Here is a 20,107-nt window from a genome sequence, read left to right on the forward strand (position 1 = left end):
GGATGATAACTGGGGGTTGTGAAACAAGACGTGTGAGTTGTGGAGCCTTCAGCAAGGCTTCAGTTCCCGCACAAGGCGGGTCAGCCGGCGTCGAACGCGGCTTGCAGCCAGGTGATTTTCTCCTCGACCAGCACCACGTCGAAACGACAGGGCGGCACCGTGCGCAACTGGTTCAGGTAGTGCCTCGCGGCGAACACGATGCGCCGCTGCTTCAGCCCGGTGATGCTGCCGCCCGCGCCGCCATGCGTGCCCGTGCTGCGCTGGCGGACCTCGACGAACACCAGCGTGCCACCACCAGGGCCACGCGGATCGCGCATGATCAGGTCGATCTCGCCGCCGCCTCGGCCCGGCGTTCGATAATTGCGCGCGACCAGCACCAGGCCGGCGTTGTGCAGATGGTCGAGCGCGGCGTCTTCCGCCGCATCGCCGCGATGCTTCGTTGTGGTGGTCTTCATGCTCCCTGCCGTCTTCTTGTTTGTTTTTCCGGAGAAACCCATTGGCTTCACTCGCACCCGCTTCCTTCGGCGCCGCCCTCGCGGCCGCGCATGACGCCGCGGGTGCGCAGCATTATCCGCAGGCCACGCTGTACGTGGTCGCCACGCCCATCGGCAACCTGGCCGACATCACGCTGCGCGCGCTGCATGTGCTGCAACTGGTGGACGTGATCGCCTGCGAGGACACGCGCCACACGCAGAGCCTGCTGCGCGCCTACGGCATCGACCGGCCGGGCGCCCGGCTGCTGGCCGTGCACCAGCACAACGAGGCCGAGGCGGCGCAAACCGTGGTCGCGCGGCTCGCGCAGGGCGAACGCATCGCCTACGTCAGCGACGCCGGCACGCCCGGCGTGAGCGACCCCGGTGCCCGGCTGGCAGCCGCCGTGCGCGCAGCGGGGCAACGCGTGCTGCCACTGCCGGGCGCGAGCAGTGTCACCACACTGATCGGTGCCGCCGGGCTCGTGGCCGATGGCGGCGACGGCAACGCCAGCAGCGCTTTCGTCTTCGCGGGCTTCTTGCCGAGCAAGGCCGGCGAGCGCGACACCGCCGTGCAAGCGCTGTCGCAGGAGCCGCGCGCCGTGGTGCTGCTGGAGGCGCCGCACCGCATCGAAAGCCTGGCGCGTGCGCTCGCGACGCTGGGCGAGCGCCGCATCACCGTGGGCCGCGAGCTCACCAAGCAGTTCGAGGAAATCGCGACCGTGGCGGCCAACGCCCTGCCCGACTGGTTCACGGCCGACCGCGACCGCACGCGCGGCGAATTCGCACTGGTGCTGCATCCGGTGACGGTGGCCAGCGACGGCGGCGCGGAGGGCGAACGCGTGCTGCGCCTGCTGCTGGCCGAACTGCCCGTGAAAACTGCAGTGCGGCTTGCTGCGGAGATCAGCGGGTCGCCACGCAATGCCCTTTACGAAACGGCATTGCGCATTCGCAATGACGCGCAGGATGCGGACGGCGAGTAATCCCGGCGCTACACCGCCCCGTCGGGCTCCGACAGAAACCCGGGCGGCACGGCCTCTGTCAGCCAGACCCCGTTCTCCGCCCGATGAAAGACATGACCCAGCGCATGCATGCGGCCCGCGTCGACCCGCAGCACATGTGCCCTGCCGTGGCGCTGCCCCACCTGCACGGCAGTGGCCTCATCGGCGGACAGGTGAACATGCTGCCGCGTGCCCGGCAACAAGCCTTGCGCACGGATGGCGTCGAGAAAACGCGTCGCCGTGCCATGAAAGAGCCGATCGGGAGGCACCCCCGCCTCGAAGCTGCGGCTGACCTGCGGCGTGGAATGGCCTTGCAGTGCGCGAATGCGCTGCCCATCACCCGAAAGTTCATAGCGCTTCTTTGCGCCTGAGGTTGACGCAAGCACGACATCCGGCCGCGTCAGGCGCCGGCCACCGGCGACGGCCCCGGCAACCAGCGCATCGATGTCGGCCCATCCCTCCGCGTCGAGCCTCAAGCCGACGGATTCGGGCGCATGCCGCAGTACATAGGCAATGAACTTGCTGACGTCCTCGGGAGTCATGGTGCTTTCCTTCCTGCCGGCCGAAGGGCCATCTGCCAGTGATCGCCCTCTGCGAGCAAGGCGTCCATCAGTCGCTGCACGTGCTGTGTCGGCGGCCTGTCGGCCGAGTGGAACACGTGGTATTCGAGCGGCGGGTAGCCGTGCAGCGGAATCGCCACCAGCCCCTTGGGCATGCGGCAACACGCGTTGACCACTGCCAGGCCGAAACCCAACTGGGCAAAGCGCAGCATCAGCTCCCAGCCGTTGGCTTCGAGCGAAGGCTGCCAGGGCACCGACTCCGCCTGCAGCAGCCGACTGAGCAATTCGCGATGCGGCTTGCCGGCCGGAGGCACGATCAGCTGCGCCCCCTTCAGGTCCCGCAGACGCACCGACTTGCGCGAGGCCAGCCCGTGTGCGCGGGGCACGACCAATACCTGCCCCACGACCGTCAACCGGACAGCATGCAGGTCCGAGGGCACCGTGCCGAGCGGCGCGATGCCCAGTTGCGCCTGACCGGCCCGCACCGCCTGGATCGATTCATCGCGGTTGCGCGTGAGCAATTGCAGGTGCGGCGATACACCGGGGCCGGAGAACTGCGACAGCGCCTTTCCCAGCAGGTAGAGGTAAGCCCCCTCGCCTGCCGCCAGCGTCACGGCCGGCTCGTCGCTGCCCGCCTCCATCCCCTTGACGAAGCTGCGGTTCAGCGTGAGCAGCTCCCGCGCGTGTCGAGCGACCTGCTCACCCGTGCGCGTGAGTTCGAGCGCGCTGCCCACCCGCAGGTACAGCTTGGCATCGAGTTGCTCGGAGAGTTTGCGCACCTTCGCGTGCAGCGCCGGCTGGCTGATGTGCAGCAGGCGTGCTGCCTCGCTGAAGTTCAGCGTGTCGGCAAACACGGCGAACGACTGCAGCGCATCGAGGTTGGTGCGGGGGATGTTCATCTATCCATTTTATGGATAGCACATTCAATATCAGTAGTTCCTGATGATTGGCTTCGTTTCTACGATCCGGCTGCTCAAACACACAAGGAACAAGAAATGAAGAACACCCCATACATCCCCCGGCTCGGCATCGACATCGGCCGCGTGCTGATCGCGGCCCAGGGCGCCAATGGCGCAGACACCGCGTTCATCGGCGGCTCGCTGAACGACGCGCTGAACACGCCGCCTTATGAAGGCATGTTCGAGGCCGTCGCCCCGCCGGTCGAAAAGTTCGAAGGCCGTGTCTGGCTGGTCTCGAAATGCGGGCCGAGCGTGCAGGCCAAGAGCCGGGCGTGGCTGCTGCACCACCGCTTCTTCGAGCGGACGGGCATGGCGCCTGCCAACCTGCGCTTCTGCCTCGAACGGCCGCAGAAAGCCGACCACTGCCGCGAGTTGGGCATCACGCATTTCATCGACGATCGCACCGACGTGCTGCATCACCTCAAAGGCATCGTGCCGAACCGCTACCTGTTCGGCCCGCAACGCAAGCCGGTGACGGTCGCGGGACTGGTGCTGCTGCCGGCCTGGAAGGACGCCGCAGCGCTCGTCAACTGACGGCCAGAGCGTCAGCCGTCCAGTTCTGCATAGCGCCTGAAGATCCCGTCTTCGTTGAATGCGATGCGGCGCGGACTTTGCAGATAGTCGTGCACACGCTGGCGCCGCTTGATGTTGGCGTGCAGCTTCTCGACCGTCGGTGTCGCAGCCAGCGCCCTCGCGGTGGCCTTGGGAAACGCGTAGTGCAGCCCGTCCACCAGTTGGAACAGCGAGAGATCGGCATACGTCAGCATGCCGCCGACCAGGTGCAAATCACCCGCGGGGTTGCGCTTGAGTACCTGCTCGAACCAGTTCAGAAACTTCGGAATGCGCTCGTCGCGAAAGGCCCGCGCGCGCTGCACGGCGGCGTCGCGCTGGTCTTCGTAGTAGGTGCCGGTCGAGATCGGATGGTGCGAGTCGTGCGCCTCGGCCACCGCATCGGCAATGGTGAGCTGCAACTGGTGGGTCCACAGCCCGTCTGATTCGCCGACGCCCGACAGGCCGAGCCGTGGCCCGAGGTACAGCAGGATCGCGGCGGTCTGCCCTACGACGATGTCGCCGTCGACAAGAAAGGGCGGCGCGAAGGCGGGCCGGGCGTTGTTGGGATCGTCGAGGCGACGGCCCAGTGCCGACTCGCCGCCGCCGCTGGAGGCAGGCAGGCGCGCGACGTCGACATAGTCGGCGCCGGCGGCCTCGAGCGCGAGCCGCACGAATTCACCGCGGCCCTGGATGCTGGGCCAGTAATGGAGTTGGTATGCCATGCGGCCATGGTGTCAGGGACGGCAGGCCCCTGCAACCGATCTGGCCGAAGCATCGACTTTCGACTACGCAGCGAGATCGGCGGGCGTCTTGCCGCTTTCGAGCGCTGCCTTGAACCACGCGGGGCGCGGGCCACGGCCACCCCAGACATTGCCCTGGTCGTCCTTGAAGCGGGGAGCGGAGGCCGATTTCGCGGACTTCACAGCCCCCTTCTTCGCACCTTTGCGCTTGGCCACGGGCGCAGCCGGGGCCTTGGCCTTGCGCGTACCCACGCCCAGTTCTTCGGCCGTGAAGCCATACACCGAAATCGCTTCCTTGATACGGGCCAGCACGCCAGCCGCTTCCTTCTTTCTCAGCGTGTCGGCTTCCTTCTGGAGTTGCGCGATCTGCTTTTGCACCTGGAGGTAGGTCTTGGTCATTGCTTAAGTCGTTGTTGTGAGAGTCAAGCGGTGCTTATACACAGGTCAAGCCGGTCACCTGGCGCCAATAACGATTGTGTGCACATTGTTACCAACCTGACTTTTTCCACCGAACGACCGCAAGCGACCGTCGCCTTCCCATCAATAGCGCGTCGCGTACTGAACTCCCAGGCTCTGCTGGCGCGTGGCCAGGCTCTCGACGCCGGAGGTGCCGGGCATGCCCAGTTGCGCCCCTGCGGCCGAGGCCAGCGCCGAGGACCCGCTCGTGCGGCGCGCGGGCGAGAGCGAATAGAACACCGACCATTCGGTGCGGCTCGTGGGCGCGTAGCCCACGCCCAGCGTGAAATGCCGGCGAAAGGTCGATGGCGAATTGAGGTTGTCGCCCGTCGCGGCATCGGCGTACGCCGCGCTGTTCGCCGACACGCCGGCCGAGAGGCGCAGGGCCGGCGTCGCCTGGTAGCGCACGGACATGCATGTCCTTCCAGCCATTGCCGGGCCCGTTCGCCCCGCCGCGCAATCGGATGCCGTCGAAGGACCCGTTGCCCAATGCGGAAACGCCCGAGTAGTCGATGCGCTGGTAATCCAGCAGCAGCGACAGGTCTTTCGTCGGCGACCACTGCATGCCGACCAGCAAGTTCATCGGCACGTCGAGCCGGCCATGGTCCGCCAGCAGGCCTTCGTAGGGGTCGATTCGCCCCATCCTGGTGCGGGGCGACCATGCGGCACCGAAGCTCAAGGCGTCGCTGGCCTGCCAGTACGCACCGATGCGAATGCCGGCGCCGAAGGACGCACGCGGCAGCGACGGCGCAACAGGAAGCTCCAATCGATGCATCCGGCCGTCAACGGCTGATGGATGCGGCGGTCATCGAGTTTTCCGAGAAGGGTTTCGAGGGCACCTCGGTGCTGGCCATTGCAAGCCGCGCCGGCGTGAAGCGCCGCTGCTCAACTACCACTTCGGCGGCAAGGAAGGCCTGTGGCGCGCCGTGGTGGAAAGCACCTACGCGGAAGCGACGGCATCGCTGCACGCCATCCAGGTAGGCGAGGAAGCCGTCGATCCACTCTCTCGATTGCGCGGCGCGCTGCGGTCCTTCGCCATCATCAACGTGCTGCACCCCGCGGCGCACTCGCTGGTTCTGCGGGAAGTGGCGCAAGCGGGGCCGCGGCTGGACTGGCTGGTCGAGCACTACATGCGGCCGTTCCATGAGCTGCTCGATGCGTTGATCGCGGAGTGCCAGGAGGCCGGCCTGCTCAAGCCCTACCCGCGCGAGCACGCAAGCGTCATGATGACGGGCGTGCTGACCTCGGTGCAGTCGTCCATCCACCTGGTGAAGAAGCTCTACGGTGTCGACCCCATGACGACCGATGAGGCCGAGCTGCATGCCGAACAGGTGATCGATGTGCTGCTCAACGGGATGCTGGCGCGCGGCAAGGAACGCACGAGGCGCTGACGCCTGCCGGCCGACAGATCAGCGCAGGGCCATGCCGGCCAGTACGGCGAGCAGCAACGCCAGATAGACCCACGTGTGCACACGGTCCGGAATGCGGCCGATCAGCGGCGCGGCAACGCGAATGCCCACCAGCGAGCCCACGACCAGCGCGCCGAATGCGGGCACGTCCACATAGCCGACGTGCCACCCTTCCAGCGATGAGGTCGAACGCCACGCCAGCGCCATGTAGGTCGCGGTGCCGGCCAGCGCGATGGGCAGCGACAGCGGGTTCGCCATGGCGGTCGCGCGCGTCATGTCGATGCCCCGGCGGCGCATCAGCGGCACGGTCATGACGCTGCCGCCCACGCCCAGGAATGAGGCGACCAGGCCGATGACAACGCTGCCGAACGCAGTGGCAGTGCGCGACGGCGGGCGCACCGCAGCCGGTGCGACGCGCGTCAGGAAACCGGGGCGGATCAGGCAATCGAGGATCGTCGCGGCAAGGTAGGCAACGAAAGCCCATCGCACGAACTCGCCATCGGCCGAGACGGCAGCCGCAGCCCCCACGACAGCACCGATGCCGATGAACCCGAGCAGCGGGCGAACCTGCGCCCAGTCCAGCGTGCCCGCACGCTGGTGTCGCCGCGTGGCGAGCAATGCGCCGACGATCATCACGCAGGTCGACGTGGCGACGGCGATGTGCATGGCGGACCGCCCCACGGCGCTGTCGGCGCCGTGGGCAGCGATCAAGGCCCGATAGAGCAGCGGAACCACCACGAATCCGCCGCCAAAGCCGAACAACACGGTGGTGACGCCCGCCAGGCAACCAAAACCGGCGAGCACGAAGTAAAGCGACACGAAGCGTCTCCTGAAGGCATTGAAGAATGCTGCAACGATAGATTCGCGTCGCCTGGCTCGCTTGCGCATGCAGGCCAATAATGTTTTCATTTCGGCCAATCCGAGGTCAGCTCGCCATGCGCAACATTTCGCTCGATTCCGTGGACACCATCGACCGTCCGGTGCTGGCCATCGGCACAGACTACCCGCCCGACACGCTGCTCCACACGCACAGCCACCGGCGCGCGCAATTCCTGTACGGCGCGACGGGCGTGATGGAAGTCGGCACCGACGACGGCGCCTGGGTGGTGCCGCCGCAGCGGGGCGTCTGGATTCCGGCCGGCAAGCCGCATCGGGTGCGCATGCTGGGCGTGAGCACGCGCAGCCTCTACATCGAACCACGCGCGGTGCCGCGCAAGGGCGATCAATGCGAGGTGCTGAGCGTGTCGCCCCTGTTGCGCCAGTTGCTGATAGAGGCGATCGAACTGCCTGCCGCCTACGAGCGGCAGGGGCGCGATGGCGCCTTGATGCGGCTCGCGCTGCACGAGTTGACGCGCGCGCAGGCGTTGCCGCTGCATGTGCCTCTGCCCCGCGACCCAGCCCTGGCCGGGCTTTGCGTGGAATTTCTTCGCCAACCCGACATCCACGTGACACCCGCGATGTGGGCCAGCCGGCTGAGCGTCAGCGAGCGCACCTTCAGCCGCCGCTTCAGCCTTGAAACGGGCATGGCTTTCGGCAAGTGGCGTCAGCGCGCCTGCGTGCTGGTCGCCCTGTCGCGGCTCGCGGAGGGACAGGCCGTGACCGTGGTCGCGCTGGACCTGGGCTACGACAGTCCGGGCGCGTTCTCGACGATGTTTCGCAAGACGCTCGGGCGCTCACCCTCGCATTTCGTGATGTCGTGAAAACAGACGCGGCAGCCCGGCGGGCTCGCTCACCAGAACTTCCACCAGGGACGCGTCACCTGGCGCAACGCCAGGGGGCGGGTGTCCAGGTCGGCGCCCTGTGTGGGGATGATCGAGTCCCCGGTTCGCCGCCGCATTTCGGCTTCAAGGGCATGCGCAATGCCGCGCGCCTGCTTCTCGCCGCGCAAGGCACGACGACGCCATTCGGCGGCATGCGCTGCGAGGCTGGCCTCGTCCAGATCAGTCAACTCCGTCATGGGTGGGGAAAGAAAAAAACCGGAAGCCTTTGAGTGCTTCCGGTTTGAAATGTGGTCCCGCCGCCAGGAATCGAACCTGGATCTCAGCCTTCGGAGGGCCGAATTCTATCCGTTGAAATACAGCGAGAGAGGGGGTCCGGCAAGCACCGGAGCCACGCATTATCGCCTATCAGGCGACCGCGGTTTCTGCGTCGTCCGCAACCGTGACATCGAGCCGCGTCCGAACGAAGCCCAGCCCCGCAAGATAGACGCGAAGCGTGTGTTTTCCCATCGGCACGAGGTCGAAGGCTTCAGGGTCGAGCAGCCAGTTCTGGATGAGCCCGCTGATGAGCGCGTGCAGACCCTGCGCCGCCGCATAGCCGGGCACAGGCAGCCGGATGTGGTTGCGGCGTGCGGCCAGTCGCAGGGCTTTTTCAAAGTCGACCACGCAGGCATTGCGCGCATCGAGGTGGCGCTGCTGCACCGAAGCCATGTCGTGCGTGTACTCGACCTTGTGGGTCGCCACGTCGAACACGCGGCGCACCTGCGGGTCGGTGGTCATGAGTGTCAGCGCGTGGATCATGCCCTCTTCGATTTCCGCCAGCGGGTCGTCGGCGCTGGCGGCCGCAGCGGACGAGCAGACGGCCTTCGGCCCGGCTTCGAGCGGCAGGATGACGCGTTCCATCATCGCGTTGAACAGGTCGGCCTTGTCCTTGAAGTGCCAGTAGATGGCACCGCGCGTCGCGCCCGCCTGTTGCGCAATCTGCTGCAACGAGGTCTGCGAAACGCCTTGTGCCTGAAACAGCAACTCCGCAGCATCGAGCAATCGATGCCGCGTAGCCAATGCTTCTTCCTTCGTACGACGTGCCACCAAGTCTCCTGTTTTGTAAAGGCAACGCCCCTTCCGCATCGTGGGGCCATTGATTGCAGTCACTATACATCCATGAATGTATGTAGACTAGCGGGCTTCCCCGATGGCCCGGCTGTTTATGCTGGCTTCCCGTTCGCACCGCGAACGCGCCATCTCCCGTCTTCGCTTCAAAGGAATCGCATGCCTCTCCTGCATGTTTCGCGTCAATCGTCCTTTTCGCCGCGTCTCGCGACCGTGGCCGCCGTCGTTCTGCTGGTCCTCGCGGGCTGCGGCAAGAGCGACGCGCCCGCCGGCCCCGGCGGTGGTGCTGGTGGCGGCGCCCATCCAGCGCCCGAAGTGGGTGTGGTGGTGGCCGCGCCAACCGACGTCGGTCTCGTGACCGAGTTGCCGGGCCGTCTCGAAGCCTCGCGCGTCGCCCAGGTTCGCGCCCGCGCCTCAGGCATCCTGCTCAAGCGCGAGTTCCGCGAAGGCAGCGATGTGAAGGCCGGCCAGTTGCTGTTCCGCATCGACCCGGCACCGCTGGTGGCCGCTTCGCAGAACGCGCAAGCCACGCTGGCACGCGCCGAAGCCAACGCCGTCCAGGCCAAGGCCCTGGCCGACCGCTACAAGCCCCTGGTCGAAGCCAACGCGGTGAGCAAGCAGGAATACGCCACTGCCGTCGCTTCACAGAAGACCGCCGAAGCCGACGTGGCCGCCGGCCGCGCCGCCGTGACCACCGCCAAGATCAACCTCGGCTACGCCGACGTGACCTCGCCCATCGCGGGCCGCATCGGTCGCGCCCTCGTGACCGAAGGCGCACTGGTGGGCCAGGGCGATGCCACCGAGCTGGCCGTGGTGCAGCAGATCAACCCCGTGTACGTCAACTTCACGCAATCGGCCACCGACGTGCTGAAGCTGCGCCGCGCGCTGGCCGACGGCCAGTACAAGCGCGCGAACGGCGAAGAAGCCGCAAGCGTTCGCGTGGTGCTGGAAGACGGCAGCGAATACGCCCTCGAAGGCAAGCTGCTGTTCTCCGACCTCACGGTCGACTCGACCACCGGCCAGATCACGCTGCGCGCCGAAGTGCCCAACCCCAAGGGCGAACTGCTGCCCGGCCTGTACGTGCGCGTGCGTCTCGAACAGGCCCAGGCCACCAACGCGATCACGCTGCCGCAGCAGGCCGTCACGCGCACCCAGCAGGGCGACACCGTGTCGGTGGTCGACAAGGACGGCAAGATCAGCAAGCGCACCGTGAAGATCAGCGCCGCCAAGGACAACCAGTGGGTGGTGCTCGATGGCCTGAAGGCCGGCGAGCAGGTGATGGTCGACGGCTTCCAGAAGCTGCAGATGATGCCGCCCGGAACGCCCGTGAAGGCCGTGCCGTGGACCAAGCCGAACCCGGCTGCCGCGGCGGCCCAACCGGCTGCACCTGCAGCTCCGGCGGCAGCTGCCGCTGCGAAGCCGGCTGGTGAGCCGGCACCGGCCACGGCCGAAAAGAAGTAATCAGGAGCGCGCCCGCATGGCCAAATTTTTTATCGACCGCCCGATCTTCGCGTGGGTGATCGCACTGTTCGTCCTGGTGATGGGCGGCGTGGCAATCACCCAGCTGCCGATCTCGCAGTACCCGCCGGTGGCACCGCCCGCCATCGTCATCAACGTCGCCTACCCCGGCGCCTCGGCCCAGACGCTCGAGGACAGCGTGCTGTCCGTCATCGAACGTGAAATGAACGGCTCGCCAGGGCTGATCTACATGGAATCGGTGGCCCAGGCCGACGGCACCGGCACCATCACGATCAGCTTCGAAGCCGGCACCAACGACGACCTCGCACAGGTGGACGTGCAGAACCGGCTGTCGCGCGCAACGCCGCGCCTGCCGGCCGCCGTGACCCAGCAGGGTGTGCGCGTGGACAAGTCGCGCAACAACTTCCTGATGTTCGTCATGCTGTCTTCGGACGATCCGAGCTTCGACCCGGTGGCGCTCGGCGACTACGCCGCACGCAACGTCGTGCCCGAACTGCAGCGCGTGGTCGGCGTGGGCCAGGCCCAATTGTTCGGCTCCGAAAACGCGATGCGCATCTGGATCGATCCGGCCAAGCTGCAGGGCTTCAACCTGTCGCCGACCGACGTCAACAACGCGATCCGCGCACAGAATGCCCAGGTGTCCTCCGGCACCATCGGCGACCTGCCGAACATTCCCGGCCAGGCCATCGCGGCCACCGTGGTCGTGAACGGCCAGCTCGCCAACGTCGACCAGTTCAAGAACATCGTGCTGCGCGCCAACACCGACGGCTCGGCCGTGCGGCTGAAGGACGTGGCCCGTGTCGAACTCGGCGGCCAGTCGTACGCCACCTCGGCGCGCCTGAATGGTGTGCCGGCAGTCGGCGTCGGCGTCCAGCCGACCCCGAACGGCAACGCGCTGCAGTCGGCCAAGGCGATCCGCGCCAAGATGGCCGAGCTCGAACGCTTCTTCCCCAAGGGCGTGAAGTGGGCCATTCCGTACGACAGCTCGCGCTTCGTGCAGATCTCGATCACCGAAGTGGTCAAGACGCTGCTGGAAGCCGTGGCGCTGGTGTTCGTCGTGATGTTCCTGTTCCTGCAGAACTGGCGCTACACGATCATTCCAACCATCGTGGTGCCGATCGCGCTGCTTGGCACCTTTGCCACGCTGCTTGCGCTGGGCTTCTCGATCAACGTGCTGACCATGTTCGGCATGGTGCTGGTGATCGGTATCGTGGTGGACGATGCCATCGTGGTGGTCGAGAACGTCGAGCGCATCATGAGCGAGGAGGGGCTGTCGCCGCTCGAAGCCACGCGCAAGGCCATGAAGCAGATCTCCGGCGCCATCATCGGCGTGACGGTGGTGCTGATCTCGGTGTTCGTGCCGCTCGCGTTCTTCGCGGGTTCGACCGGCAACATCTACCGCCAGTTCTCGGCGGTGATGGTGGCGTCGATCAGCTTCTCGGCCTTCATGGCGCTGTCGCTCACGCCGGCCCTGTGCGCCACGCTGCTCAAGCCCGTCGAAGCCGGCCACCACCATGAGAAGCGCGGCTTCTTCGGCTGGTTCAACCGTGGCTTCGCGCGCACGGCCAAGGGCTATGAAAGCGTCGTCGCGCGCGTCCTGCGCCGCGCCGCACGCTACCTGATCATCTACGTCGCGATCATCGGCGCGGTGGTATTCACCTACTCGCGCCTGCCGAGCTCGTTCCTGCCGGAAGAAGACCAGGGCAACATCATCGTCAATGTGCAACTGCCGCCGGGTGCGACGCAAGAGCGCGCACTGTCGGTCATGCAACAGGTCGAAGGCTTCATGCTGAAGCAGCCCGAAGTGCAGAGCATGGTGGGTGTGATGGGCTTCAGCTTCTCGGGCCAGGGCCAGAACGCCGGCCTTGCCTTCGTGACGCTGAAGGACTGGTCGGAACGCAAGGACCCGGCCCACTCGGCCAGCGCGCTGGCCGGCCGTGCCTTCGGTGCGCTCTCGGGCATCCGCGACGCCTTCATCTACCCGCTGAGCCCGCCGCCCATTCCTGAACTGGGCAATGCCAGCGGCTTCAGCTTCCGCCTGCAGGATCGCGCTGGCGCGGGCCACGAGGCGCTGATCAACGCGCGCAACCAGTTGCTGGGCATGGCTTCGCAGAGCAAGGTGCTCAAGCAGGTTCGCCCCGACGGCCTGGAAGACGCGCCGCAGCTGCAGATCGACATCGACCGCGACAAGGCCAACGCCCTGGGCGTGAGCTTCGACGCGATCAATGCCACGTTGTCGACCGGTCTGGGTTCGAGCTACATCAACGACTTCCCGAACCGCGGCCGCCTGCAGCGCGTGGTGGTGCAGGCCGATGCGCCGGCCCGCATGCAGCCGGACGACCTGCTCAAGCTGAACGCCAGCAACACGCAGGGCCAGCCGGTGCCGCTGTCGGCCTTCGCCACCACCAAGTGGGTGACGGGTGCGACGCAGACGGTGCGCTACAACGGCTATCCCGCCATCCGCATCAGCGGCGACGCAGCCCCAGGCTTCAGCACGGGTGCCGCGATGGCCGAGATGGAAAAGCTCGCCACGCAGTTGCCTGCAGGCTTCGGCTTCGAATGGACCGGGCAGTCGCGTGAAGAAAAGCTCGCGGGTTCGCAGGCCATCATCCTGTACGGCTTCGCGATCCTGGCGGTGTTCCTCTGCCTGGCCGCGCTGTACGAGAGCTGGTCGATCCCGCTGTCGGTGATCCTGGTGGTGCCGCTCGGCGTGCTGGGGGTGCTCCTGGCCACCATGCTGCGGGCCTATTCGAACGACGTGTACTTCCAGGTGGGGCTGATCACCATCATCGGCCTCTCGGCGAAGAACGCGATTCTGATCATCGAGTTCGCGAAGGACCTGCAGGCGCAGGGCAAGGGCGTCATCGAATCGGCGCTGGCCGCCGCCCACCTGCGGTTCCGCCCGATCATCATGACTTCGCTGGCCTTCGGCCTGGGCGTAGTGCCGCTGGTGATCGCCTCGGGTGCCGGTTCGGCCAGCCAGCGTGCCATCGGCACCGGCGTGCTGGGCGGCATGGTGACGGGCACGGCGCTCGCGGTGATCTTTGTGCCGGTGTTCTTCGTGGTCGTGCGCACCCTGTTCAAGGGCAGCGCGCGCCAGCACGAAGCCGACAAGCGGCATGCGGAAGCCGCCGGCATCACGGAAGAGAAAGCACATGACTAAGAAACTGATTCCCACAGCCCTGGCAGCCGCAATGCTGCTAGCCGGCTGCTCGCTGATCCCGACCTACGAGCGCCCCGCCGCGCCGGTGCCGACCACCTACCCGGGTGACCCGGCGCAACCGGGCGGCCAGGCTTCGGCCGCCCTGCCCTGGCAGGACTTCTTTGCCGACCCGCGGCTGGCGGGCCTGATCCAGACCGCGCTGGCGAACAACCGCGACCTGCGTGTGTCGGTGCTCAACATCGAGCAGGCGCGCGCACAGTTCCAGATCGAGCGCTCCAGCCTGTTCCCGGCGCTGGGCCTGACGGGCAGCGGTTCGCGTTCGAGCCCCAACTCGCTGCAGGGCGTCGAGGGCATGGGCAGCGTGGCATCGCAGTACAGCGTCAACTTCGGCTTCACGGCCTGGGAGCTGGACTTCTTCGGTCGCATCCGCGCACTGAAGGACCAGGCGCTGTCGCAGTACCTTGCCACCGAAGAAACGCGCAAGGCCGTGCAGATCAGCCTGATCGCGTCGGTCGCCAACGGCTGGCTCACGCTGCTGGCGGACGACGAGCTGCTCGAACTCACGCGCCAGACGATGGTCACGCGCGACGAGTCGGTGCGCCTGACCAAGATGCGCTTCGACAACGGCGTGTCGTCGGAACTGGACTTCCAGGCCGCGAACTCGCTCGCCGAAACGGCGCGTGCCGCCTATGCGCAGCAACAGCGCGCCCGCATGCAGGACGAGAACGCACTGGCGCTGCTGCTGGGCGCTCCGGTGCCGGCCGAAGCCACCGCAGGCGGCGCCAATGGCCTGGAAGGCATCAAGCCCATGCCCGACGTGCCGGCCGGCCTGCCCTCGGACCTGCTGGCCGAGCGGCCGGACATCCGCGCGGCCGAGCAGCAGCTGATTGCGGCCAATGCCAACATCGGCGCGGCGCGGGCGAACTTCTTCCCGCGCGTGTCGCTGACGAGCGGCATCGGCACTGCCAGCACCGAGTTTTCGGGCCTGTTCGATCGCGGCTCCAAGGCGTGGTCTTTCGCGCCCACGGTCACGCTGCCGATCTTCGATGCGGGTCGCAACTTCGCGACGCTCAACTCGGCGAAGGCCGGACGCGAGATCGCCGTGGCGCAGTACGAGAAGTCGGTTCAGACCGCATTCCGCGAGGTGGCGGATGCACTGGCAGGCCGCGCCACGCTGGGCGAAGAGGTGCGGGCACAGCGCGCACAGGCCACCGCGGAAGGGGTGCGCTTCAAGCTGTCGGACCTGCGCTATCGCAACGGCATTGCGAGCGCGCTCGACCTGCTGGACGCGCAGCGTTCGCTGTTCACGGCGCAGCAACTGGCGATCAATGCGCGCCTGCTGCAACTGCAGAACCAGGTCACGCTGTACAAGACGCTGGGTGGCGGCTGGGCCACACGCGACAAGGGCTGAGACGCCTCGGCGTCCGATATAGGGAAGCCGATTGCCCGTTAAGGCAAGGGGCCTCTCTATAATCGCCGGTTGGTTAGAAAAAGCCCCCCGACGAGCCCCCGATTTTGAGGACGCCATGAGCGCAGACCCGCATAACCAGGCCACAGAAGAAGCCCACACCGGGCCGATCAAGAACCCGAAGCAACTGCTGCTGGCGGTATTTTTCTCCTTCATTGCCCCGATCCTGATCATCGTGGGTCTTGTGGCCTATGTGGTCTCGGGCACCAAGCCCGCGGGCACTGCGGAGGGCGACAACATGGCGCTCTACGGGGTGTCCAAGGAGGCACGCGACCGCGAAGTGGCCGACCGCCTCAAGAAGGTCGGCACCATCGAGATCCGCGACGCCAACCGTCCGCTTGCTGCAGGCGAGGCCGTCTTCAAGGCCCAGTGCATCGCCTGCCACGGCGCGCCCGGCATTCCCGGCGCACCTCACTTCAGCGATGCCGCGGCCTGGGGCCCTCGCATCGGCCAAGGCTACGCCACCCTCCTCGAACACGCCTTGAAGGGCAAGGGCGCCATGCCTGCTCAGGGCGGCGGCGACTTCGAAGACCTCGAAGTGGGCCGTGCCGTGGTCTACATGGCCAACGCCGGTGGCGCCAAGTTCCCGGTGCCGGACCGTCCGGCTGCCGCGGCACCCGCCGAAGGCGCTTCTGCTGCGGCCTCGGCCCCGGCCGCCGCTGCGGCACCTGCGGCCAGTGCACCTGCAGCCAACTGAGATACCCCGCTCCATCGACAAAGCCGGCCCAGCGCCGGCTTTTTTCATGCTCGATGCGTGCGCGAGGCTATTGTTTTGATAGCGACGATGCAGCGACGTCGGAATGATGTTCCGCCGGACTCAGCACATGCCCGAAGCGGCCCGGCAACTCGCTGGCCTGCACTGCCTCAGGCGTCCAAAGCCCCCGTTCGATGGCCTCGGCCGCAATGCCCACGTCCTGTGTGTGAACCAGCCCGAGACCGATCGGCGCGACCAGATAGAGCCGGCCTTCCTCGTCGAGCAGGCAAGCAGACACCTCGGCCACCTGGCCCGAATGGGCCGTGACCGTGAAGCCATCGCCCTCCTCGGCCACGCGCCATACCAGTGGCGCGGCCTCCAGCTCCACATAGACGCGCTGCGGCCCGTTCTGGAAGAACCACTGCCCTTCGTCGTCGTGCTCGTAGTTGCGGTGGATGAAGTCGATCAGCTTGTCGTGCCGCAGCATCGAGCCCTTGGCCACGCGGAACGGGCCCTGGGCCTGGGTGCGGTCGTCGCGCATGTACCAGTTGCCGCGCGCGTCGAGGCCGAGCCAGCCGTAGCAGTCGGGCACGTTGGGCCATTTGGCAAGCGCTTGTTTGACGATGTCATCCATAACGCATCATTCTCGCGCCGGCTGCACGCCCGCGTCGTCAGCCAATGCGCCGCCATGCACCTGCAGCCAGGCGCCGACCCGTTCCGGCATTCCCTGCACGTGCCCCGGCGGCATCCCCATCGGAAAGCCCACATGACCGCCCTGCACGGGCTGCCACAGCGTGACATGCGCGCCGACCTCGCCGGGGCGCGGCAGGCTGCTTGCGGGAATGAACGGGTCGTTGCGGGCATTCACCACCAGCGCGGGCACGCGGATGCGGTTCAGGTGCGGCTTGGCCGAGCCCCGGGCCCAGTAGTCCTCGGTGTCGCGAAAGCCGTGCAGCGGCGCGGTGAACACGTCGTCGAAGGTGTAGAGGTCGCGCGCCGCCAGCAGCCGGTCACGGTCGAACAGCCCCGGGAACTGCGCCAGCTTGGCCAGCGCCTTGGGCTTCATGGTCGCGAGAAACATCCGCGTGTAGACCAGCCGGTTGAAGCCCCTGCCGATGGCGTCGCCGCCCGCCGCAAGATCGAGCGGCGCGCACACCGAGGCCACCGCGCTCACCACGCGGGCCGCGGTGTCGCCGGCTTCGCTGGCCCAGCGCATCAGCGCATTGCCGCCGAGCGACACGCCTGCCGCCAGCACCGACCCGCCACCGGCCAGCGCGTGCTGCTCGCGCATGCGCACCAGGATCCAGCCGATTTCCTCGAAGTCGCCCGAGTGGTAAGCACGCGGCGCCAGGTTCATCTCGCCGCTGCAACCACGGAAATGCGGCACCGCGAATGCCATGCCACGCGACGCAGCGAAAGCCGCGAAGGCTTCGGCGTAGTGGCTGCGCGAAGAGCCTTCGAGCCCATGGAACAGCACCAGCAGCGGCGGCTTGGCCACCGAAGCGGGCGCGTCGACGAAATCCACATCGACGAAATCACCATCGGGCGCGGTCCAGCGCTCACGGCGGTAGACCGGCGCCGGCCCGTCGAAACGCCGCGCATAGAGCGCAGCCCAGATCGTCTGCAGGTTGCCACCGGGCAGCCAGCGCGGCGCCGCGTAATCCATCGCCGACTGGAGCGAGGCGGATGAAGAGGAGGAAGAAGGAGGAGAAATAACGGCGAAGGACATCAATGCAGTGTCTGGGGCGGATCGTTCACGTCGTCGGGCTCGCGCGCGCTGCCGGGGCTTGCGTGATGCGCCACCAGGCGCCAGCCCTGCGCAGTCTTGTGATAGACGTTGGTGGCCAGCACGAAGGCATGGCGCGGGCCTTCGGCCGTGAGCACTTCGATGCGCTCCAGCACGTTGTGCACCGCGCTGGCGAGCGACTCGATCTTGCGCACCCGCGCCGGCTGGGCGTGGATCGCGCCGTTGCCGAACATCTGCTCGAAGGCCGCGCGGATCGCCACGGCCCCCACCAGCCTTGGGCCGCCGGGGTGCACGCAGAACACTTCGTCCTCGTCGGCCCAGCAGGCCATCAACGCATCGATGTCGCCGCGTTGCAGCGCTTCGTAGAAGGCGGCTTCAATGTCATCGGCAGTGCCGCCAATGGCCGCGGCGGCGCGCAGGGGTGTCTTGGGCATGGCGTGATTCTGCCGCGCCGTTCGTGACGCCGGCGCTGCACCGCTTTGGTCCGGCCCGCACCGTGCCGCTGCAATCCTTTCGATTCGCCCGCTCCGTTTTGGACCATTTGGTCAAAACAAAACAGCTCACTCGATCTAACTCGTTGATTCAAAAAGACTTATCCAACTGGCACGGCGCATGCAAGGAGCTTCGCAACCCGCAACAGGAGCCCTTTCATGAACGTCGGCATCTTCATTCCCATCGGCAACAACGGCTGGCTGCTTTCCGAAAATGCGCCGCAGTACAAGCCCAGTTTCGAGCTCAACAAAGAGATCACGCTGAAGGCCGAGCGCTACGGCGTCGACTTCGCGCTGTCGATGATCAAGCTGCGCGGCTTCGGCGGCAAGACCGAGTTCTGGGACCACAACCTCGAGTCCTTCACGCTCATGGCCGGCCTTGCCGCTGTCACCAGCAAGATCAAGCTGTTCGCCACGGCCGCTTCGCTGGTGATGCCGCCGGCCATCGTCGCGCGCATGGGCTCGACCATCGACTCGATCTCCAACGGCCGCTTCGGCCTGAACCTCGTCACCGGCTGGCAGCGGCCCGAGTACTCGCAGATGGGCATGTGGCCCGGCGACCAGTTCTTCAGCACGCGCTACCAGTACCTGTCCGAATACATCCAGGTGCTGCGCGATCTCTGGGGCACCGGCCAGTCCGACTTCAAGGGCGACCACTTCCAGATGGACGACTGCCGCCTGAGCCCGCAGCCGCAGGCCGACATGAAGGTGATCTGCGCCGGCCAGAGCGATTCGGGCATGGAGTTTTCTGCCAAGTACGCCGACTACAACTTCTGCTTCGGCAAGGGCGTGAACACGCCGAAGGCCTTCGCGCCCGCGGCTGAAAAGCTCATCGAGGCCACGCGCAAGACCGGCCGCCACGTCACCACCTACGTGCTGATGATGGTGATCGCCGATGAAACCGACGAGGCCGCGCGCGCCAAGTGGGAGCACTACAAGGCCGGCGCCGACCATGAAGCCATCGCCTGGCTGGGCCAGCAGGGCGCGGCCGATACCAAGTCCGGCGCCGACACCAACGTGCGCCAGATGGCCGACCCGACCTCGGCCGTGAACATCAACATGGGCACGCTCGTGGGCTCGTATGAAACCGTCGCGCGCCTGCTCGACGAAGTGGCCGAGGTGCCCGGCACCGAAGGCGTGCTGCTGACCTTCGATGACTTCGTGCAGGGCGTCGAAGCCTTCGGCGAGCGCATCCAGCCGCTGATGAAAAGCCGTGCGCATGTGCAAAGCCCCGTGCCGTCGCAGGTCGAGCCCGAGCGCCTGGCCGCCTGAAGAAGGAGACGCACATGACCACGCCCGCACGCAACACCACCCTCACCTCGACCACGCCAGTCGGCGCGCCGCGCCTGCCCGGTGCACCCGCACCGCTGGTGCTGCCCGCGCGCCCCGAACCGCTCGCACTGCACGCCACAGACTCCGCGCTCATCGTGGTCGACATGCAGAACGCCTATGCATCGATCGGCGGCTATGTCGACTCGGCCGGCTTCGACATCTCCGGCGCGCAAGGCACCATCGCGAACATCGCGCGCAGCATCGCGGCGGCGCGGGCGGCCGGCATGCTGGTCGTGTTCCTGCAGAACGGCTGGGACGCGGCCTATGTAGAAGCAGGCGGCCCCGGCTCGCCCAACTGGCACAAGTCGAACGCGCTCAAAACCATGCGCGCCAAGCCCGAGCTGCAGGGCAAGTTCCTCGCCAAGGGCGGCTGGGACTACGAACTCATCGACCAGATGAAGCCACAGCCCGGCGACATCGTCGTGCCCAAGACGCGCTACAGCGGCTTCTTCAACAGCACGCTCGACAGCACGCTGCGCGCACGCGGCATCCGCCACCTCGTGTTCACCGGCATTGCGACCAACGTGTGCGTCGAGTCGACGCTGCGCGATGCCTTCCACCTCGAATATTTCGCCGTGATGCTCGAAGACGCGACGCATGAACTGGGCGGCCCCGCGATCCAGAAGGCCTCGGTCTACAACGTCGAGACCTTCTTCGGATGGGTCTCCACGGTGGACCAGTTCTGCAGCACCTTCGCACCGCGAGCCCTTCCCCAATCCACAGCGGCCGAAGCGGCCATCGCCTGATTCACTTCAAGG

At 66.7% G+C, this 20,107-nt stretch carries 23 protein-coding genes and 1 tRNA gene; 11 read left to right on the forward strand and 13 right to left on the reverse strand.

What is annotated here, in order from left to right; genetic code table 11:
* Positions 1-80: 80 nt before the first annotated feature.
* Complete coding sequence (locus tag H7F35_RS08740) at positions 81-497, reverse strand: YraN family protein (protein ID WP_410010784.1); 417 nt, start codon at positions 495-497, stop codon at positions 81-83.
* On the opposite strand from H7F35_RS08740, the gene rsmI reads away from it, so the two are divergent.
* Entirely contained in the window at positions 497-1,453 is a 957-nt protein-coding gene (gene rsmI / locus H7F35_RS08745; protein WP_187112517.1) for a 16S rRNA (cytidine(1402)-2'-O)-methyltransferase, read from the forward strand. The two genes, H7F35_RS08740 and rsmI, sit on opposite strands and share 1 nt — an antisense overlap.
* Positions 1,454-1,461: 8 nt before the next feature.
* Here the strand turns inward: rsmI and H7F35_RS08750 are convergent, their stop codons facing one another.
* Positions 1,462-2,013, reverse strand: coding sequence for an RNA 2'-phosphotransferase (locus tag H7F35_RS08750; protein WP_187112518.1), 552 nt, complete (start codon positions 2,011-2,013; stop codon positions 1,462-1,464).
* Positions 2,010-2,930 carry a LysR family transcriptional regulator gene (locus tag H7F35_RS08755; RefSeq protein ID WP_187112519.1) on the reverse strand — a complete coding sequence of 307 codons (921 nt, stop codon included), beginning with the start codon at positions 2,928-2,930 and terminating at the stop codon, positions 2,010-2,012. The genes H7F35_RS08750 and H7F35_RS08755 overlap by 4 nt, the downstream gene beginning before the upstream one ends.
* A gap of 96 nt (positions 2,931-3,026) precedes the next feature.
* Here H7F35_RS08755 and H7F35_RS08760 point away from each other — a divergent pair, with 96 nt between their 5' ends.
* Positions 3,027-3,524: a hypothetical protein gene (locus H7F35_RS08760; RefSeq protein WP_187112520.1), complete on the forward strand. Its 498-nt coding sequence runs from the start codon at positions 3,027-3,029 to the stop codon at positions 3,522-3,524.
* An 11-nt stretch (positions 3,525-3,535) separates the two neighbouring features.
* Here the strand turns inward: H7F35_RS08760 and H7F35_RS08765 are convergent, their stop codons facing one another.
* The 3 genes from H7F35_RS08765 to H7F35_RS08775 all read right to left on the reverse strand — a co-directional run bounded on the left by H7F35_RS08765 (position 3,536) and on the right by H7F35_RS08775 (position 5,152).
* Entirely contained in the window at positions 3,536-4,264 is a 729-nt protein-coding gene (locus tag H7F35_RS08765; RefSeq protein ID WP_187112521.1) for a glutathione S-transferase, read from the reverse strand.
* A gap of 63 nt (positions 4,265-4,327) precedes the next feature.
* On the reverse strand, positions 4,328-4,681 hold the full coding sequence (locus H7F35_RS08770) for an H-NS family nucleoid-associated regulatory protein (RefSeq protein WP_187112522.1): 354 nt from the start codon (positions 4,679-4,681) through the stop codon (positions 4,328-4,330).
* Positions 4,682-4,822: 141 nt separating this feature from the next.
* Entirely contained in the window at positions 4,823-5,152 is a 330-nt protein-coding gene (locus H7F35_RS08775) for a hypothetical protein (protein WP_187112523.1), read from the reverse strand.
* Between the two features lie 378 nt (positions 5,153-5,530).
* Between H7F35_RS08775 and H7F35_RS35115 the strand changes: the two genes are divergently transcribed.
* Entirely contained in the window at positions 5,531-5,719 is a 189-nt protein-coding gene (locus tag H7F35_RS35115; protein WP_187112524.1) for a helix-turn-helix domain-containing protein, read from the forward strand.
* Positions 5,668-6,129 carry a CerR family C-terminal domain-containing protein gene (locus tag H7F35_RS35120; RefSeq protein WP_187112525.1) on the forward strand — a complete coding sequence of 154 codons (462 nt, stop codon included), beginning with the start codon at positions 5,668-5,670 and terminating at the stop codon, positions 6,127-6,129. The genes H7F35_RS35115 and H7F35_RS35120 overlap by 52 nt, the downstream gene beginning before the upstream one ends.
* A gap of 18 nt (positions 6,130-6,147) precedes the next feature.
* Here H7F35_RS35120 and H7F35_RS08790 read toward each other — a convergent pair whose 3' ends face one another.
* Positions 6,148-6,966, reverse strand: a complete 819-nt coding sequence (locus H7F35_RS08790; RefSeq protein WP_261803574.1) for a sulfite exporter TauE/SafE family protein — start codon at positions 6,964-6,966, stop codon at positions 6,148-6,150.
* A 116-nt stretch (positions 6,967-7,082) separates the two neighbouring features.
* Between H7F35_RS08790 and H7F35_RS08795 the strand changes: the two genes are divergently transcribed.
* Positions 7,083-7,847, forward strand: coding sequence for an AraC family transcriptional regulator (locus H7F35_RS08795; RefSeq protein ID WP_187112526.1), 765 nt, complete (start codon positions 7,083-7,085; stop codon positions 7,845-7,847).
* Positions 7,848-7,876: 29 nt separating this feature from the next.
* Here the strand turns inward: H7F35_RS08795 and H7F35_RS08800 are convergent, their stop codons facing one another.
* The 3 genes from H7F35_RS08800 to H7F35_RS08810 all read right to left on the reverse strand — a co-directional run bounded on the left by H7F35_RS08800 (position 7,877) and on the right by H7F35_RS08810 (position 8,957).
* Positions 7,877-8,104, reverse strand: a complete 228-nt coding sequence (locus H7F35_RS08800) for a hypothetical protein (RefSeq protein WP_187112527.1) — start codon at positions 8,102-8,104, stop codon at positions 7,877-7,879.
* Positions 8,105-8,156: 52 nt separating this feature from the next.
* Positions 8,157-8,231 (reverse strand) — tRNA-Arg (locus H7F35_RS08805).
* A 42-nt stretch (positions 8,232-8,273) separates the two neighbouring features.
* Entirely contained in the window at positions 8,274-8,957 is a 684-nt protein-coding gene (locus H7F35_RS08810) for a TetR family transcriptional regulator (protein ID WP_187112528.1), read from the reverse strand.
* A 177-nt stretch (positions 8,958-9,134) separates the two neighbouring features.
* Between H7F35_RS08810 and H7F35_RS08815 the strand changes: the two genes are divergently transcribed.
* The 4 genes from H7F35_RS08815 (at position 9,135) to H7F35_RS08830 (ending at position 15,782) form a co-directional block, all read left to right on the forward strand.
* The gene (locus tag H7F35_RS08815) at positions 9,135-10,436 is read left to right on the forward strand and encodes an efflux RND transporter periplasmic adaptor subunit (protein WP_187112529.1); all 1,302 of its coding nucleotides are present in this window, start codon (positions 9,135-9,137) and stop codon (positions 10,434-10,436) included.
* Positions 10,437-10,452: 16 nt separating this feature from the next.
* Entirely contained in the window at positions 10,453-13,617 is a 3,165-nt protein-coding gene (locus tag H7F35_RS08820; protein ID WP_187112530.1) for an efflux RND transporter permease subunit, read from the forward strand.
* Positions 13,610-15,028, forward strand: a complete 1,419-nt coding sequence (locus H7F35_RS08825) for an efflux transporter outer membrane subunit (protein ID WP_187112531.1) — start codon at positions 13,610-13,612, stop codon at positions 15,026-15,028. Before H7F35_RS08820 ends, H7F35_RS08825 begins: the two co-directional genes overlap by 8 nt.
* 115 nt (positions 15,029-15,143) lie before the next feature.
* Positions 15,144-15,782, forward strand: coding sequence for a c-type cytochrome (locus H7F35_RS08830; RefSeq protein WP_187112532.1), 639 nt, complete (start codon positions 15,144-15,146; stop codon positions 15,780-15,782).
* 67 nt (positions 15,783-15,849) lie between these two features.
* On the opposite strand, the gene H7F35_RS08835 is transcribed toward H7F35_RS08830, so the two are convergent.
* The 3 genes from H7F35_RS08835 to H7F35_RS08845 form a co-directional block, all read right to left on the reverse strand.
* Positions 15,850-16,413 (reverse strand): DUF2946 family protein, encoded by a 564-nt coding sequence (locus H7F35_RS08835; RefSeq protein ID WP_187112533.1) that lies wholly within the window; start codon positions 16,411-16,413, stop codon positions 15,850-15,852.
* Positions 16,414-16,419: 6 nt separating this feature from the next.
* A complete protein-coding gene (locus H7F35_RS08840) occupies positions 16,420-17,445 on the reverse strand; it encodes a YheT family hydrolase (RefSeq protein WP_187114199.1) in 1,026 nt (341 codons plus the stop codon).
* A 62-nt stretch (positions 17,446-17,507) separates the two neighbouring features.
* On the reverse strand, positions 17,508-17,960 hold the full coding sequence (locus H7F35_RS08845; RefSeq protein WP_187112534.1) for a YybH family protein: 453 nt from the start codon (positions 17,958-17,960) through the stop codon (positions 17,508-17,510).
* A gap of 216 nt (positions 17,961-18,176) precedes the next feature.
* Between H7F35_RS08845 and rutA the strand changes: the two genes are divergently transcribed.
* Both rutA and rutB read left to right on the forward strand, forming a co-directional pair.
* A complete protein-coding gene (gene rutA, locus H7F35_RS08850) occupies positions 18,177-19,289 on the forward strand; it encodes a pyrimidine utilization protein A (protein WP_187112535.1) in 1,113 nt (370 codons plus the stop codon).
* Positions 19,290-19,303: 14 nt separating this feature from the next.
* Positions 19,304-20,095 (forward strand): pyrimidine utilization protein B, encoded by a 792-nt coding sequence (gene rutB, locus H7F35_RS08855; RefSeq protein WP_261803575.1) that lies wholly within the window; start codon positions 19,304-19,306, stop codon positions 20,093-20,095.
* Positions 20,096-20,107: the final 12 nt, after the last annotated feature.

The organism is Variovorax sp. PAMC26660 (assembly GCF_014302995.1).
Classification (GTDB): domain Bacteria; phylum Pseudomonadota; class Gammaproteobacteria; order Burkholderiales; family Burkholderiaceae_C; genus Variovorax.